The sequence below is a fragment of the Streptomyces sp. NPDC040545 genome (assembly GCF_055595065.1).
This window is the reverse complement of record NZ_JBVIWA010000002.1, coordinates 44,935-59,603: the sequence shown is the minus strand read 5'-3', so window position 1 is coordinate 59,603 and position 14,669 is coordinate 44,935. Positions and strand designations below refer to the sequence as shown.

The following is a 14,669-nucleotide window of genomic DNA, read 5'->3' as shown; positions in this document are numbered from 1 at the left end:
GCTGCGGATCGCGGTTCGCCCAGGCGCGCGGCAGCCGACGTACCGGAGGTCCACAGGTACGCCGGGCCGCTCCCCGGTGGTGATCCACCCGAACGCCAGTCACGGCCCGCCGACCACTGTAGTCGACATATCCGGTGGTTGTCGGGCGCCCGACCTGGGACGATCAATGCATGACGCGTACTTTCGACCATCTTGTCGCCGAGGCCGAGTCCGTCTCGGTGGACGGCTGGGACTTCTCCTGGCTCGACGGCCGGGCCACCGAGCAGCGTCCCTCCTGGGGGTACCAGCGGCTGATGGCCGAGCGCCTGGCCCAGGTCCGGTCCGCGCTGGACATCCAGACCGGTGGCGGCGAGGTCCTGGCCGGGTGTGCTCCGCTGCCGCCGCTGACGGCGGCCACCGAGTCCTGGCCGCCCAACGTCGGGAAGGCGACGCGGCTGCTGCACCCGCTGGGCGCGGTGGTGGTCGCCGACGCCGACGAGCCGCCGCTGCCCTTCGGTGACGCGGCCTTCGAGCTGGTGACCAGCCGGCACCCGGTGACCATCTGGTGGGAGGAGATCGCGCGGGTGCTGACGCCGGGCGGCAGCTACCTCTCGCAGCAGGTCGGTCCGGCGAGCGTCTTCGAGCTCGTCGAGTACTTCCTCGGCCCGCAGCCGGAGGAGATCCGGCGGGCCCGGCACCCCGACGACGCGGTCGCCGACGCCACCGCGGCCGGCCTCGAAGTCCTCGATCTGCGCTCCGAACGTCTGCGCACGGAGTTCCACGACATCGGAGCCGTGATCTACTTTCTACGGAAGGTGATCTGGATGGTGCCCGGCTTCACGGTCGGGCAGTACCGGGACCGGTTGCGTGAGCTCCACGAACGGATCGAACGCGAAGGTCCGTTCGTCGCTCACACCGCCCGCTTCCTCATCGAGGCCCGTAAAACGGGCTGATCTGAAGGGCGGACGGATCTGCTCCGGATCGGGTTGCGTGGCCACAGCGTGGCGCAGGTCACTCAATTCAGCGCGTAACGAATCGACTCGGGCATGCGATGAACCGACAGGTGTCCTCGCGCGGCCCGGAATACAGACCCCCCTCGGGTCTGTTTCCCGAGTTCGCGCGATGATGTCCCGCCCACCCTTAATCTGTTCGCAACGAGAGGCTCCTTGTGTCGCTCAGCCCGTCCCGTACGTTCCCTCCGGAGATCGCCGAATCCGAGGCCCTTGTCGCGCTCGTCGAGCGCGGCCGCGAGCAGGGTCACATCAACGGTGACGACGTGCGCCAGGCCTTCGAGGCCGGCCGCATCCCGGTGGACCAGTGGAAGCGGGTCCTGCGCAGCCTGAACCAGGTCCTGGACGAGGAGGGTGTCGCCCTCCACGTCAGCGCGGCCCCCGCCACCAAGGCTGCCGCCAAGAAGCCCCGCAAGGCTGCCGCCGCCCCGGCCCGCACCGTGGCCAAGAAGGCCACCGCGGCGCCGCGCCCCATCGGCGCCCGTAAGACCGCGGCCACCGCCGCGGCGACGGCCGTCACCACCACCGCCACGGCGATATCCGCTTCGTCGGCCGCAGCCATCGGGGACGAGGCGTCGGCCGAGGCCGCCGCCGAGCCGAAGAAGCGCACGGTCAAGAAGACCGCCGTGAAGAAGACTGCCGTGAAGAAGACCGCGGCGAAGAAGACCAGCGCCAAGGACGCCGACGAGGGCGAGACCCCCGTCGTCGAGGGCGAGGACTGGGCTGCCGAGGACCTCGCCGACGAGGCCGAGGACGAGGCGCCCAAGGCCGGCGGCACCCAGGGCTTCGTCCTGTCCGACGACGACGAGGACGACGCCCCGGCTCAGACGGTCATGGTGGCCGGTGCCACCGCCGACCCCGTCAAGGACTACCTCAAGCTCATCGGCAAGGTGCCGCTCCTCAACGCCGAGCAGGAGGTGGAGCTCGCCAAGCGCATCGAGGCGGGTCTGTTCTCCGAGTACAAGCTCGAAGAGGAGGAGGACCACAAGCCCGCCTTCAAGCGCGAGCTGGAGATCCTGGTCGAGGACGGCCGCCGCGCGAAGAACCACCTGCTGGAGGCCAACCTCCGCCTCGTGGTCTCCCTCGCCAAGCGCTACACCGGTCGCGGCATGCTCTTCCTGGACCTGATCCAGGAGGGCAACGTCGGCCTGATCCGCGCGGTCGAGAAGTTCGACTACACCAAGGGCTTCAAGTTCTCCACGTATGCGACCTGGTGGATCCGCCAGGCGATCACGCGTGCCATGGCCGACCAGTCGCGCACCATCCGCATCCCCGTGCACATGGTCGAGATCATCAACAAGCTCGCCCGTGTGCAGCGCCAGATGCTCCAGGACCTGGGCCGTGAGCCCACCCCGGAGGAGCTGGGCAAGGAACTCGACATGACCCCCGAGAAGGTCATCGAGGTCCAGAAGTACGGCCGCGAGCCGATCTCCCTGCACACCCCCCTGGGTGAGGAGGGCGACAGCGAGTTCGGTGACCTCATCGAGGACTCCGAGGCGGTCGTCCCGGCGGACGCGGTCTCCTTCACCTTCCTCCAGGAGCAGCTCCAGTCCATCCTGGGCACGCTCTCGGAGCGCGAGGCGGGCGTGGTCTCCATGCGCTACGGCCTCAACGACGGCCAGCCGAAGACCCTGGACGAGATCGGCCGCGTGTACGGGGTCACCCGTGAGCGCATCCGCCAGATCGAGTCCAAGACCATGTCGAAGCTGCGCCACCCGTCGCGTTCGCAGGTGCTGCGCGACTACCTCGACTGAGCCGATCTCCTCCAGCACGCCCCTGACCTGCGGACGCGCGGGTCGGGGGCGTTCTGCATCCGGCCGCGTGCCAGGACGGGGCCGGCCAGGTCAGGTCAGGCCAGGCCGAAGACCGGTCCCCTGGGGGTGAACGGCAGGGAGGCGCCCTGGGGGATCAGATAGGCGTGTTCGCGCCGGATGCGCCTCTTCAGGCCGCTGGCCAGGCCGCCGAGGACCGCGGGGCATCCGGTTTTCCCCCGGCTGTTCACCCGGCCCCGGCCGCGAGCCGTCAGGCCTCGAGGAGGTGCTTGAGCTTCTCCTCGCCCCGGGGCATCTCCTTGCGGACCATGGGCCTCACCACGAGGGGTACCAGGGCCCGGCCCACGCCGTGGCCCTCGAAGTCGATGTCCAGGGTGAGGCGGGAGCGGGCGCCGCCGTCAAGGGGTTCGACGGTGCCGCGCACATCGGGTCGTACCGGGCCGTCGACCCCGTGCACGTGCCAGCTCCTCGGCGGGTCGAGCTCCACGAACTCCATGGTCGTGGGGACCCGCCGGCGGCCGATCTGCCGGGTGACGAGCACCCTCGAACCGACGTGCACGGGGAGATCGCCGATCGGGACGGCGGATACGGCGCTGTCCTGCCACTCCGGCAGGTGCGTGGGGTCCGTCAGGTACGCGTAGACGTCCTCGGGCCTGCGGTCGATGTCGATGCTCTTCCTCATCGCGGACATGATGGTTCCTTGGCGCCCCCTGGCCGGCCCCTTCCTCCACGCTACTCCGCTGGGGACGCGGCGGCGCGGTGCTTCCTCGCGGACATGGCGGCGTGGACGAGGACGCCCGCGAAGAGGAAGAGCACGCCCTGGTAGACGGCCGCGTAGCCGGAGCCCGCGACCAGCCACATCGAGAAGCCGAAGGCGAGGGCGGCGAGGACGCCGTCGCGGGCCAGGCGGCCGGGGTGGACCCGCTCACGCTGCCCGGAGAGCAGGAAGTAGATCTGCGCGGCGGTGGCCAGCAGGTACGGGACGGTGGCGGTGAAGGTGGTGATCAGGACCAGGCTCTCGAAGACGCCCTGGGCTGCGGCCGTGTAGTTGTAGACGGTGAGGGCGGAGGCCAGGGAGACGGTGACGATCACGCCGACGACGGGGACGCCGCGCTTCTTGGTCTCGAAGGCCGTCGGGAAGAGCCCGTCCTTGGCGGCGGCGTACGGGGTCTGCGCGCTGAGCAGGGTCCAGCCGTTGAGGGCGCCGAGCATCGAGATCACGGCGGCGCAGGCGACCACGGTGCCGCCCCAGGTGCCGCCGAACATGGCGTTGACGGCGTCGGTGAAGGGGGCGGTGGAGGCGATCAGCCGGTCGTGGGCGACCAGGCCGAAGACGGCGACCGTGCCGAGCAGGTACACGGTGGCGGCGCCCACGGTGCCCAGGACCGTGGCCCGGCCGACGTTGCGGGCCGGGTCGCGGACCTCGCCGGCGCTGACGGTGGCGGACTCGACTCCGAGGTAGCTGAACAGCAGGATCGCGGCGGAGGCCGAGACGGCGCCGGCCGCGCTCTGGTCGGTGGCCCGGAAGGGGCCGAGGTTGGCGGGGTCGAAGAAGAACAGCCCGCCGACGGCCACCAGGAGGAGCGGGGCGAACTTCAGTACGGTGGCGACGACTTGCACCGCTCCGACGTAGCGGGTGCCCGCCAGGTTGGCGAGGGCCGGGAGCCACTGGACGGCGAGGGCGGCCAGGCACATGGACCACTTGTGCTCGCCCGCGGCGGGGAACAGCACGGTGAGGTAGCCGACGGCCGCGACGGCCAGGGCCGCGTTCGAGACCCAGGCGGTGATCCAGTAGCTCCAGGCGGCGAGGAAGCCGGCGAAGTCGCCGAAGGCGGCGCGGGCGTAGACGTAGGGGCCGCCGGTCTGCGGGTGGCGTTCGGCGAGCCGGCCGAAGACCAGGGCGAGGGCGATCGCGCCGGCGGTGAGGACGGCGAAGGCGACGAGGCTGATGGTGCCGAAGGGGGCCACCGAGGCGGGGAGGATGAAGATCCCGCCGCCGATGATGTTGCCCATGACCAGGCAGGTCGCGACGGGCAGGCCGAAGCGGCGCACGTGGGGGTCACGGCTCGCGCGGGGGTCGCGGCCCTGCTCGGGGGGTGCGGCGGCCTCGGCGGGCAGGGTTGCGGTGCTGGTCATCGGTGGTGCGCCTCTGGATGTCTCACATGCTGGGCAGGTCAACACATGGTTGACCACCCTGAATGCGCCACAAAATCAGCGGATTTCGTCCCGTGCGGGCACCCCTGCGGAAGGAAGGCTTCCGTTATTTCCGTCCTCGGGCGGGCTTTCCTCCACCGGCGGAGCCAGGGGCACGGTCAGGGGCGCGGCCAGGGGCGCGGCCCGGGGTGCGGCCACCGGTATCTGCGGCCCGTCCGCCTCCCGCAGCCAGCGCCGCAGCACGGCGTGCACCGCCTCCGCGCCGGCCAGTTCCTCCCCGGACCCGGGGTCGGACAGTTCCGCGGGCCACATCAGGAACGGGTGCCCCTGCTCCCCGCCCAGCCCGCCGTGCGAGCCGATCTGCTCCTCGAAGGCGTGCACCGTGCCCGTCCGCGGGTCGTACGCCGAGTTCACCATGACGTCCGCCACGTGCGGGAAGGCGTCGGTCCGGCGGACGGCCTGCGCCGCGCCCGGGCCGAAGGGAGCCAGCAGCTCCTCCGCCTCCCCCGGGACGTCCAGCCGGGCCACCCTTCCGTCCCGGCCCAGCACCACCCCGCCCACCAGCAGGAATCCCACACCCGGATGGTTCGCCAGCGTGGTCAGCAGGGCGGGGTGCGCACGCTCGACGCGCGCCCGCGAAGCCCGGCCGGGGATGTCCGGGAAGGAGATCAGTCCGAGGTTGCCCGAGGCCAGCACCACCGGATCGGAGCCCGGGCCCGGGCGCGCCTCCTCGCCCTCCTCCACCGGCCGGTGGAGCGCCGCGAGCACGGCCGCCCGGGCCTCGGCCCCGCTGCGGGTACGGCCGGCCCGGCGCGGTACCGGCAGCCCGCAGCCCGCCCGGACCAGGTCCTTCAGGGTCAGCCCGTACCGGCCGAGGAAGGTCTCCCCCGGGCTCTGGCCGTGGTCGGAGAGCAGCACGATCCGGTACCGGCGCGGCGCGTGCTCGGCGACCCGGGCGATGAGCGCGAGGCTGCGGTCCAGGCGCTGCAGCACCCGGTCGGTGTCCCGGCCGCGCGGGCCCGAGTGGTGCGCGACCTCGTCGTAGGCGACCAGGTCGGCGTAGACCGCGGTGCGCCCGGCGAGCATGTCGCCGATCACGGCCGCGACGACCACGTCCCGTTCGACCACGGTCGCGAAGGCCCGGATCAGCGGGTACAGCCCGCCGCGCGACACCCGTGGCCGGTCCCCGCGGATCCGCGCCCGCAGTGACTGGACGATCTCCCGGACCACCTCGGCCGCGAAGGACCCGGCCGTACGGACGGCGTTGGCCGGATCGGAGAAGTACGCGAAGTAGCCCGCGCGGGAGCGGTTGGCCCGCCCCCGCCGGGCCGAGACCGACAGCACCAGCGCCAGCTGGTCGGCGCCGCCGCTGAACAGGTTGCCCCGGCTCGCCCCGTCGAGCGTGAGCAGTCCGCCGTCACCGGTGCGCCCGATGGCCCGCCGCTGGAGCTCGGCGGCGCTGGTCGGCCGGTTGCAGACCATCACCTCGCCGGTGTCCTTCTCGTACCAGCGGAAGGCGGGCACGTCGAAGGTGGAGCCGTGCAGGATCCCGAGCTGGCTGGCACCGGTCTGGCTCGACCAGTCCGTATGCCAAGGCCGGGCGCGGTGGCTGTCCTCCAGCAGGCCGGCGACGGTGGGCATCAGCCCGCTGCCGCACGCGCGGCGCAACTCCTCGTACCCCAGCCCGTCCAGCTGGAGCATCAGCAGGCCGGGCGGCGCCTCCGCGGCCGCCCGGGACGGGCCCGCCCCGCCCTGCCTGCGGCGGCGCCGGTCGGCGAGCCGGTAGAGCCGGCGCCGGTAGGCCTCGTCGTCGCGCACGGCGAGGGCGGTGGAGGTCGCCGACGCCACCGCCGACATCACGGCGGCGACGACCACCGCGGTCTCGGGGGCCACCTCGCTGCGGCCGTCCGGGATCAGGCTGAGCGCTATCAGCAGGAGCGAGCCGTTGAGGAAGAAGACGAGCAGCCCGAGCACCAGGGCGGGCACCAGCAGGAGGGCCCGGACGAGCACCGGCCAGACCAGCGCGCTCAGCAGACCGAAGGCCCCGGCGGTCCAGGCGGCGGTCAGCCCGATCTGCGTGATGCTGTCACCGTCGTCGGACTGGAGCCGGAAGTCCGGCAGGATCCCGGCCAGGGCGAGCATCGTGAGGGTGGACACGGCCCAGACGAGGAGCACCCGCACCAGGGCGCTGCCCGCGGTCCGCCACCGTCCTCGCCCCACGCCGCCACCTCCCGCGCGCCCGGTCCCGCCTTCCAGGCTCGCACAGCCCGGCGCACCCGGTCGGGCGAAGCGGACGGCGCACAGGGGCACATGGCCGGCGGGGCGGGGCGGGCCGGATCGGGGCGGACGGGGGCGGGGCAGGCCGCAGAGGGCGGGCCGCGCGTCCCGGCCCGGTCAGGTGCCGTCGTAGCCGGCGGTCGGCATGGACAGCCTGCGGTGCACCTCGGCCTTCATCGCGGAGGTGTACCGGGGCTCCTCGCCCCCGGCGGTCTCCAGCCGTACGCCGCGCCGCTCGCACTCGGCGGTGAACTCCTCGACGGAGCGCAGCGCGCGGGCCAGCACCCGGTGGTTGGCGGCGACGAAGAGGTCGACCTGCCCGGTGTCGACGTCGGACCAGAGCCCGCAGTGGTCGGCGCGCAGCCCGTAGACCAGCAACTGCTTCGTCACGACGTAGCCCCGGTCGGCGGCCCAGCGCGCGCACATGGCGTGCTGGCCGCGGGTGTCCACGGCGAAGGGGTCGGCGTCGAGGTCTTCGAGCGGGGCCAGGCTGGTGATCGCGGCCACGCGCAATTCTTCCATGCCGCCGGACCCTACTCCGATACTCCGCCGTAGAGGAGGGGGCGGCCGAGATCCGGTTCCGAGCGGCCGTGCGGGGCAGACACCCCCTACTAGGCCCTGCCGTCAAAGTCCCGTCGGGCCCGCGACGCCACTTCGACGACAGGACCTAGGCTCGTGAGCGAGGCGTGAGGGAGGGAGGGCCGGGTGCCGGTCGAGATCACCTGGTGGGGTCATGCCACGTGCACCGTGGAGGACTCCGGGGTCCGGCTGCTCACGGACCCGCTGTTCGCGCGGCGGCTCGCGCACCTGCGACGGCGGCGCGGGGCGGTGCCCCCGCCCGAGGCGGCGGTGGCGGACGTCGTGCTGGTCTCCCATCTGCACGCGGACCACCTGCACCTGCCGTCGCTGGCCCGCCTCGCGCCCGGCACCCGGCTGCTGGTGCCGCGCGGGGCGCGCCGGGCCGTGCCGGGGCTGGCGCGGGTCGCCGGGCTGCGCGGGCTGGCCGTGACGGAGGTGGTGCCGGGCGAGGAGGTCCCCGTACGGGACGGCGTACGGATCCGGGCGGTCGGTGCGCGGCACGACGGACGACGGCTGCCGTTCGGGCCGCACCGGTGTCCGGCGCTCGGCTACGTGGTGCGGGGCGCGGCGCGGACGTACTTCGCCGGGGACACCGGGCTGTTCGACACGATGGCCGAGGAGGTCGGGCCGGTGGACGTGGCCCTGCTGCCGGTGGGCGGCTGGGGACCGTACCTCGGCCCGGGGCACCTGGACGCGGGGCGGGCGGCGCAGGCGCTGGCCCGGCTGGCGCCCGCGGCGGCGGTCCCGGTGCACTACGGGACCTACTGGCCCGTCGGGATGGACGCGGTGCGGCCGCATGAATTCCACGCGCCGGGCGAGGACTTCGAGCGGCTCGCGCGGCACCTGGCGCCCAAGGTGACCGTACGGGTGCCGCGGCACGGCGAGCGGGTGCGACTGCCGTGACGTGGCGCGAGTTCGCCGCGGCGGCCGGGGAGGTACCGCCGGAGAGCACCCAGCAGGCGGTGGGGTACCCGGCGCTGTTCCTGCTGGTCGCCCTGGGTGCGCTGGTACCCGTCATCCCGACGGGTGCGCTGGTGAGTTCGGCGGCGGTGGTGGCCTTCCACCACCAGTCGCTGCCCTACGGGGTGCTGCTGGTGTTCGCGGTGTCGGCGCTGGCGGCGTTCACCGGGGACATGACGCTGTACTGGCTCGGGCAGCGCGGGGTGCGCTCACGGGGCGGTTCTCGCTGGCTGGAGACGCTGCGCGGCCGGGCCACGCCGGAGCGGCTGGAGCAGGCGCGGACGCGGCTCGACGAGCACGGGGTACTGGTCCTGGTCCTGTCGCGGCTGGTCCCGGCGGGCCGGATCCCGGTGATGCTGGCCTGTCTCCTGGCGCAGATGCCGCTGCGCCGCTTCGCCCGCGGCGACGCCCCGGCCTGCCTGGCCTGGGCGGCGACGTACGGTCTGATCGGCATCCTGGGCGGCACCCTCTTCGCGGAGCCCTGGAAGGGCGTGGCCCTGGCGGTCGGCCTGGCCCTCGCGATCAGCACGGGCCCCTCGCTCTGGCGCCGCCTGCGCCGCCGCCCCTGAGCCGGCCCTCACGGCCTGCCTGCATTTACTGGGGCCTTGCGGGGCCCAGCGGGGCCTTGCGGGGTCCTACCGGTCCCGGTCGTGTCCCGGGCGGGCGCCGGGTGGGGGGAACGCGAGGCCCGTCGGCGTGTTGAGGCCGGTGGAGGCGAGCGTGACCTGTGCGCCGCCCGTCTCGGGGACCCGGACCACCCGGTTGTTGAAGCCGTCGGCCACGTAGAGGTGGCCGGAGCCGTCGAGCGCGAGGCCCAGCGGTGAGCTGAGGCCGGTGGTGGGCACCGTGCTCTGCGCGCCGCTGCCCGCGGCCACCTTCACCACGCGGTTGTTCCCGCTGTCGGCGATGTAGAGGTCACCGGCGGCGTTCCGGGCCAGCCCGGTCGGCTGCGAGAGGCCGGTGGTGGGCACGGTGCTCTGGCCGCTCCCGTCCACGGCCACCTCGACGACGCGGTCGTTGACGAAGTCGGAGACGTACAGCTCCCCGCCGGGCGCCCACGCCAGCCCCCAGGGGTGCAGCAGCCCGGTGGTGGGGACGGTCGTCTGGCCCCCGCCGCCGGCCGGCACCTTCACGATCCGGTCGTTGAAGCTGTCGGCGATGTAGAGGTTGCCGGCCGGGTCGACGGCGAGCCCCAGCGGGCGCGACAGGTCGGTGGTGGGGACGACGGCCTGCTGCCCACCGTCCGGGGGCAGTACGAGGACCCGGTTGTTGCCGGTGTCGGCGACGTAGAGCCGGCCCGCGGCGTCCCAGGCCAGGCCGGTCGGGCGCACCAGACCGTCGAGGGGGACGGTGCTCTGGTCGCCGCCGTCCGCGGGCAGGGTCACGACCCGGTTGTTGCCGTAGTCGGACACGTACAGGGGCGGGCCGGCGGGCGACCGCGGGTCCGCGGGCTGCGCCGCGCCTGCGGGGAGCGCGCAGAGCATCAGCAGCGCCACCGCTGCGGCCAGCCGCCGGGTCCACCGCCGGGCGGCCCGGGGTGCTTGCGTTCGTGACTCGGCCGTCATGCGTTCCACGACTCACCCACCTGATCCGGACGGTCGGCCGGCCCGGTGCCGTACCCCCGCCGACCCTAGGAAGCGCCGGGCGCCGGTGCGGGAGCCACGCCATCGGAACGGCCGGCGGCCACTCCAATGCCGTGGTCCCGCGCGTCCGGCGGATCGGCCTCGCCCCGCGTGATGTCACCCGGGGAGACCGTCCCCGGACAGAACGCCCAGGCCCCGCCGCACCCGCGCGGGGGGCGGGATCGGGACGGGTCCGCCCGGGGCTGGACCTCAAGTGCGGTTGAGTTCATAGGGTCTTGCGCATCGCACCGCACCGCATCACCCCGCACCACCGACGGGGAGTCGATCCGCCATGGAGTACTCGCACGACGACGCCGAACTGATCCGCCAGCCCATCGGCTACTGGAGCTGGGCCGCCTACGACGCGATCGTGAGCCGCACCCGCGGCGCGCTCGCCGAGCTCGGTACCACCCAGCCGCAGTGGTGGATCCTCGCCCGGGTCGCCCTGGCGGGCGACGAGGTCAGGACCGGGGACGGGCTGACCGAGACCCTGCGGGGCTACCTCGCCGTGGGCGAGGAGGCGCTGTCCGAAGAGATGGACACGGTCATCGTCCGGGGCTGGATCACGCAGGACGCCGGAGGGCGCCTGGAGATGACTCCCGAGGGGCGGGTGTTCTTCGACAGGGCCGCAGCCCTGCAGAAGGACCTGTGGGACGAGCGGCACGCGGGAATCTCCGACGAGGAGTACCTGATCACCCTCAAGGTGCTCCAGCGGTTCATCCACAACGCGGCCGGTCGGGCCTGGCACCACTGAGCCCGGCGGCGCCACTCACCCGCCGGTCCGGGAGGCCTCCGGGGCCAGCGTGCGGGAAGCGCCGATCGGCAGGTCCCAGAGGTCCTCGCGGGGCAGGCCGGCCCGGTGCCAGGCGGCCACGGTGCGGTGCAGGGGTTCCTGGTCAGCCCGCCGGTCCGCAGGACCCAGCTGGCGCGTCCGGCCCAGGTGACGCAGACGGTGCCGGGGGGCGCCGGGGGCAGCGGGCCGGGCTCGTACGGCAGGTCGGGAATGCCGCGCAGCCCTTCGGGGCCGGGCCGGAAGGCGCCCTCGCGGGCGAGGCGGGCGTAGCTGCGGACCCCGGGGAGCGGGGCGGTCAGCCGGTCAGCGAACGAGCCGGGCCACCGGCGGTGCGCACCGAGCGGGCGCGGCGCGGACGCGGACGCGGGCTGCGGCGCCGCGGGGGCCGGGCCGGCTGCGGCGCCGGGGGTACGGGCGGACGTACGGGCGGGGCATGGGCGGGGGCGTCCGTCCGGTCCCTCATCGCGAAGTCTCCGTTCACCGGGGTCGGGTGGTCAGGCCAGCCCGGCCAGGACTGATCCGAGGAGTTCGAGGGAGTCGCGTACGTGCGGGAGCCCGAGCGGGTCGCGGGCGGTGAGCGCGGCCAGCCGCTCCTGCGGGGTGGCGCCGAGCAGCGGTCCGGTGGACAACCGCACGCGCAGCGCGCCCAGTTCGTCGGCGAACCGCTGCCCGCCGGGCGTGGGCGCGCCGAGCCGGCCGCCGAGCCAGTCCTCCAGCTCCATGGCGTCGCCGACCCCGTGCCGGGCGAGTCCGGCGCGCAGCGGGGTGAGGTCGGCGTACAGGTGCCGGCCGGCCTGCGGGGGCCGGGCCAGCGCCCCGGCCTCCAGCAGCCGCCGGTGCGCGGCGGCGGCCACCACCCCGTGCAGGGCGGCGGCGGCGCCGGCACGCCCGGTGACGGCGTCGGGTTCGTCGAGGGCGTGCGCGGCGGCCCCCGCGACGGGTCCGGCGACCATCGCCCCGGTGGCGGTGAGGACGTCGAGGGTACGGGCGCGCAGCCAGGTCCCGCGCGGGGTGTCGGGGAAGCGGACGACGGCGGCGGGCCAGCCGGCCGGCAGCATCGCCCCGGACAGGTCGACGAGGACGGCCGCCTGTTCGGGGAGCATCTCGGCGGGGCTCAGGACCAGGGTGTCGTGGGGACGGTGGACGGTGTCTCGCCAGCTCTCGTCACTGACGACGAACAGTCCGGCGGATTCGGCGGCCTCGCAGGCCTCACGGAGCATCTCGGGCGGCGGCACGGTCGCCGTGGGGTCGTCCGCGACCGACAGCAGCAGCACGCGCGGGTCACCGCCCTCGGCGCGCACCCGACGGACGGTCTCCAGCAGGGCGTAGGGGTCGGGAATTCCGCCGCACTCGGCCGGGGTCGGCACGTGGTAGGCCCGCCGTCCCAGCAGCCGGACCTGCGGGGTCCACCAGGCGGGACAGGGCCGGGGCAGCATCACGTCTCCCCCGTATGCCCCGAGCAGGGCCAGGAGCAGCGCGGGGGCTCCGGGGCCCGCGGCCACGTTCTCGGGGGAGGTGGCCAGCCCCCGCCGTCCCCAGTGCCGGCAGGCGGCCGCCCGTACGGCCTCGCCGCCGCCCGGGGGTTCGGGGGCGGCGCGTCCGGCGGCCGCGGCGAGGACGGAGAGCAGCTCGGGGAGCACGGGCAGGCCGGGCTGGGGGGCGGGCGGGCCGTACCGGACCGGGCCGCGGCCCTCGGCCGCCGTGCGCTGCATCCCCTCCACCGCTTCCCGCCTTCCGCGCTCGCCCTGCCACGCCCGCCGGGTCCCGCGACGCACCACGACACCCCGCCAGACCTGACCTTTATACGATTATTTAGTACTGGATGCCTGTTATGCGGATACCCGCCTCTGCGCGTCAGCCCTTGCGCCCCACCATCGCCAGGAGCCTGGTCTGCGCGTCCGCGCCCGCCGGGACCTCCACCGGCTCGGCGTACGCGCCACTGGCCGCGAGCCCGTCGGCGTACGGCATGATCTCCTTGATCGAGAACTCGACGAGGCTGTCGGGCAGCCGGTCCTGCGCGCCGATGCCCCTCGCGAGGTCCCAGGTGTGCACGACACAGTCGGCGGTCAGCTCCGAGCAGTACGCCGATCCGAGCGCGGGCCCGTACGACAGGCGCACGGTCCGGTCCATCGCGCCGGACGCGGCGAAGGCGGCGTGCGCGGCGGCCGAGGCCCGGTCCCAGGCCGCGACGGGGTCTTCGCCCAGCACGTCGCCGGAGAACCTGCCCGCCAGCTCCTCGACGGTCCGGCCCTCGATGACCAGTGGAGGGATCCAGAGCTGCTCCGCCGTGACGTGGTTGACCAGCTCCCGCACGTTCCATTCCGTGCACGGGGTCGGCTCCCCCCACTGGCCGCCACGGACGTCACGCACCCGCTCGCCGAAGAGCCTCAGTGCCTCGGCGTGCCGTTCGAGCAGCGTGTCCGTCATGACCCTCACCGCCCTCCGCCATGGGGTTGTGTCCCCTGAAGCCACTCTCCTCGCACCCGCATCGGCCTGCCACCGCCCCACCCGATCGCCTTGGCACACAACACCCCTGTCCACATGTCAAAACGGCGATCTCATATGACGAACTGATCCTCTACGGTGGGGACAACGCTTCGACGAGGAAACGAGGAGGGGTCCGGCCATGACCGCCGCCAGGGAAGTCGCCGCCAGCGAAGTCGCCGCCAGGGAGACCGCCGTCTACACGCACGGCCACCACGAGTCGGTGCTGCGCTCGCACCGCTGGCGCACCGCCCAGAACTCCGCCGCGTACCTGATCGGCGAGCTGCGCCCCGGGATGCGGGTGCTGGACGTCGGCTGCGGCCCGGGCACGATCACCGCGGACCTGGCGGAGCTGGTCGCGCCGGGCGGCCACGTCACCGCCGTCGACGCCGCCGAGGACGTCCTGGAGCAGGCCCGTACGTACGCCGCGGAGCGCGGCCTGGACGACTCCGTGTCCTTCGCCACCGCGGACGTCCACGCCCTGGACTTCCCGGACGACTCCTTCGACGCGGTCCACGCCCACCAGGTGCTGCAGCACGTCGGCGATCCGGTCCAGGCGCTGCGCGAGATGCGCAGGGTGTGCCGGCCGGGCGGGATCGTGGCCGCGCGCGACGCGGACTACGCGGCGATGACCTGGTACCCGGCCGCGCCGGGCCTGGACGACTGGCTGAGCCTGTACCGGCGGGTGGCCCGCGCCAACGGCGGCGAACCGGACGCGGGCCGCCACCTGCGGGCCTGGGCCCGGCAGGCCGGTTTCACGGACGTGGCCTCTTCGGCGGCGGCCTGGTGCTTCGCCACCCCGGAGGAGACGGCCTGGTGGTCGGCGCTGTGGGCGGACCGTACGCAGGCCTCCGCATACGCCTCCGTGGCCACCCGCGGCGGCCACACGACGGCCGCGGAGCTGGCGGCCGTCGCCGACGCCTGGCACGCCTGGGGCGCGGACCCCGACGCGTGGTTCTCGGTCCTGAACGCCGAGATCCTGTGCCGGGCGTGACGCCGGGTCCGACGCCGGGTCCGATGCCAGGCGGCCTCGCCTCGC

The 14,669-nt window shown here is 74.0% G+C and carries 13 protein-coding genes, 1 pseudogene and 1 riboswitch; of the genes and pseudogenes, 6 read left to right on the top strand and 8 right to left on the bottom strand.

The window, feature by feature from the left end; translation table 11 throughout:
- Nucleotides 1-10: 10 nt before the first annotated feature.
- Nucleotides 11-113, bottom strand: a riboswitch (ZMP/ZTP riboswitch).
- 57 nt (nt 114-170) lie between these two features.
- Both ACZ573_RS05180 and ACZ573_RS05175 read left to right on the top strand, forming a co-directional pair.
- Nucleotides 171-932: a methyltransferase domain-containing protein gene (locus tag ACZ573_RS05180; protein WP_471299224.1), complete on the top strand. Its 762-nt coding sequence runs from the start codon at nt 171-173 to the stop codon at nt 930-932.
- 215 nt (nt 933-1,147) lie between these two features.
- Entirely contained in the window at nt 1,148-2,743 is a 1,596-nt protein-coding gene (locus ACZ573_RS05175; RefSeq protein WP_471299219.1) for an RNA polymerase sigma factor, read from the top strand.
- A 268-nt stretch (nt 2,744-3,011) separates the two neighbouring features.
- Here the strand turns inward: ACZ573_RS05175 and ACZ573_RS05170 are convergent, their stop codons facing one another.
- The 4 genes from ACZ573_RS05170 to ACZ573_RS05155 form a co-directional block, all read right to left on the bottom strand.
- Entirely contained in the window at nt 3,012-3,452 is a 441-nt protein-coding gene (locus tag ACZ573_RS05170; RefSeq protein WP_471299216.1) for an SRPBCC family protein, read from the bottom strand.
- Nucleotides 3,453-3,493: 41 nt separating this feature from the next.
- Nucleotides 3,494-4,897: an amino acid permease gene (locus ACZ573_RS05165; protein ID WP_471299214.1), complete on the bottom strand. Its 1,404-nt coding sequence runs from the start codon at nt 4,895-4,897 to the stop codon at nt 3,494-3,496.
- Nucleotides 4,898-4,972: 75 nt separating this feature from the next.
- Nucleotides 4,973-7,135, bottom strand: coding sequence for a phage holin family protein (locus ACZ573_RS05160; protein ID WP_471299211.1), 2,163 nt, complete (start codon nt 7,133-7,135; stop codon nt 4,973-4,975).
- Between the two features lie 174 nt (nt 7,136-7,309).
- Complete coding sequence (locus ACZ573_RS05155) at nt 7,310-7,714, bottom strand: recombinase family protein (RefSeq protein ID WP_314246320.1); 405 nt, start codon at nt 7,712-7,714, stop codon at nt 7,310-7,312.
- 183 nt (nt 7,715-7,897) lie between these two features.
- Here ACZ573_RS05155 and ACZ573_RS05150 point away from each other — a divergent pair, with 183 nt between their 5' ends.
- Nucleotides 7,898-8,674, top strand: coding sequence for an MBL fold metallo-hydrolase (locus ACZ573_RS05150; RefSeq protein WP_471299207.1), 777 nt, complete (start codon nt 7,898-7,900; stop codon nt 8,672-8,674).
- Entirely contained in the window at nt 8,671-9,300 is a 630-nt protein-coding gene (locus ACZ573_RS05145; protein ID WP_471299204.1) for a DedA family protein, read from the top strand. The genes ACZ573_RS05150 and ACZ573_RS05145 overlap by 4 nt, the downstream gene beginning before the upstream one ends.
- Nucleotides 9,301-9,366: 66 nt before the next feature.
- Here ACZ573_RS05145 and ACZ573_RS05140 read toward each other — a convergent pair whose 3' ends face one another.
- Complete coding sequence (locus ACZ573_RS05140; protein WP_471300588.1) at nt 9,367-10,296, bottom strand: virginiamycin B lyase family protein; 930 nt, start codon at nt 10,294-10,296, stop codon at nt 9,367-9,369.
- Nucleotides 10,297-10,645: 349 nt separating this feature from the next.
- Between ACZ573_RS05140 and ACZ573_RS05135 the strand changes: the two genes are divergently transcribed.
- Nucleotides 10,646-11,107, top strand: a complete 462-nt coding sequence (locus ACZ573_RS05135) for a MarR family transcriptional regulator (protein ID WP_471299201.1) — start codon at nt 10,646-10,648, stop codon at nt 11,105-11,107.
- Nucleotides 11,108-11,247: 140 nt separating this feature from the next.
- On the opposite strand, the pseudogene ACZ573_RS05130 reads toward ACZ573_RS05135, so the two are convergent.
- The 3 genes and pseudogenes from ACZ573_RS05130 to ACZ573_RS05120 all read right to left on the bottom strand — a co-directional run.
- Nucleotides 11,248-11,568 (bottom strand): annotated as a pseudogene (locus ACZ573_RS05130) (MBL fold metallo-hydrolase); the annotation flags it as partial.
- Between the two features lie 72 nt (nt 11,569-11,640).
- The gene (locus tag ACZ573_RS05125) at nt 11,641-12,858 is read right to left on the bottom strand and encodes an aminotransferase class I/II-fold pyridoxal phosphate-dependent enzyme (RefSeq protein ID WP_471299199.1); all 1,218 of its coding nucleotides are present in this window, start codon (nt 12,856-12,858) and stop codon (nt 11,641-11,643) included.
- 142 nt (nt 12,859-13,000) lie between these two features.
- Nucleotides 13,001-13,573, bottom strand: coding sequence for a TIGR03086 family metal-binding protein (locus tag ACZ573_RS05120; RefSeq protein ID WP_471299197.1), 573 nt, complete (start codon nt 13,571-13,573; stop codon nt 13,001-13,003).
- Nucleotides 13,574-13,772: 199 nt separating this feature from the next.
- Here ACZ573_RS05120 and ACZ573_RS05115 point away from each other — a divergent pair, with 199 nt between their 5' ends.
- Nucleotides 13,773-14,624, top strand: a complete 852-nt coding sequence (locus ACZ573_RS05115; protein WP_471299194.1) for a methyltransferase domain-containing protein — start codon at nt 13,773-13,775, stop codon at nt 14,622-14,624.
- Nucleotides 14,625-14,669 lie beyond the last annotated feature (45 nt).

Excerpts from the sequence above, each read along its gene's own strand:
- ACZ573_RS05165 (WP_471299214.1), bottom strand. The coding sequence starts at position 4,897 with ATGACCAGCACCGCAACCCTGCCCGCCGAGGCCGCCGCACCCCCCGAG.
- ACZ573_RS05180 (WP_471299224.1), top strand. The coding sequence starts at position 171 with ATGACGCGTACTTTCGACCATCTTGTCGCCGAGGCCGAGTCCGTCTCG.
- ACZ573_RS05170 (WP_471299216.1), bottom strand. The coding sequence starts at position 3,452 with ATGTCCGCGATGAGGAAGAGCATCGACATCGACCGCAGGCCCGAGGAC.
- ACZ573_RS05135 (WP_471299201.1), top strand. The coding sequence starts at position 10,646 with ATGGAGTACTCGCACGACGACGCCGAACTGATCCGCCAGCCCATCGGC.
- ACZ573_RS05155 (WP_314246320.1), bottom strand. The coding sequence starts at position 7,714 with ATGGAAGAATTGCGCGTGGCCGCGATCACCAGCCTGGCCCCGCTCGAA.
- ACZ573_RS05125 (WP_471299199.1), bottom strand. The coding sequence starts at position 12,858 with ATGCAGCGCACGGCGGCCGAGGGCCGCGGCCCGGTCCGGTACGGCCCG.
- ACZ573_RS05140 (WP_471300588.1), bottom strand. The coding sequence starts at position 10,296 with ATGACGGCCGAGTCACGAACGCAAGCACCCCGGGCCGCCCGGCGGTGG.
- ACZ573_RS05120 (WP_471299197.1), bottom strand. The coding sequence starts at position 13,573 with ATGACGGACACGCTGCTCGAACGGCACGCCGAGGCACTGAGGCTCTTC.
- ACZ573_RS05115 (WP_471299194.1), top strand. The coding sequence starts at position 13,773 with ATGACCGCCGCCAGGGAAGTCGCCGCCAGCGAAGTCGCCGCCAGGGAG.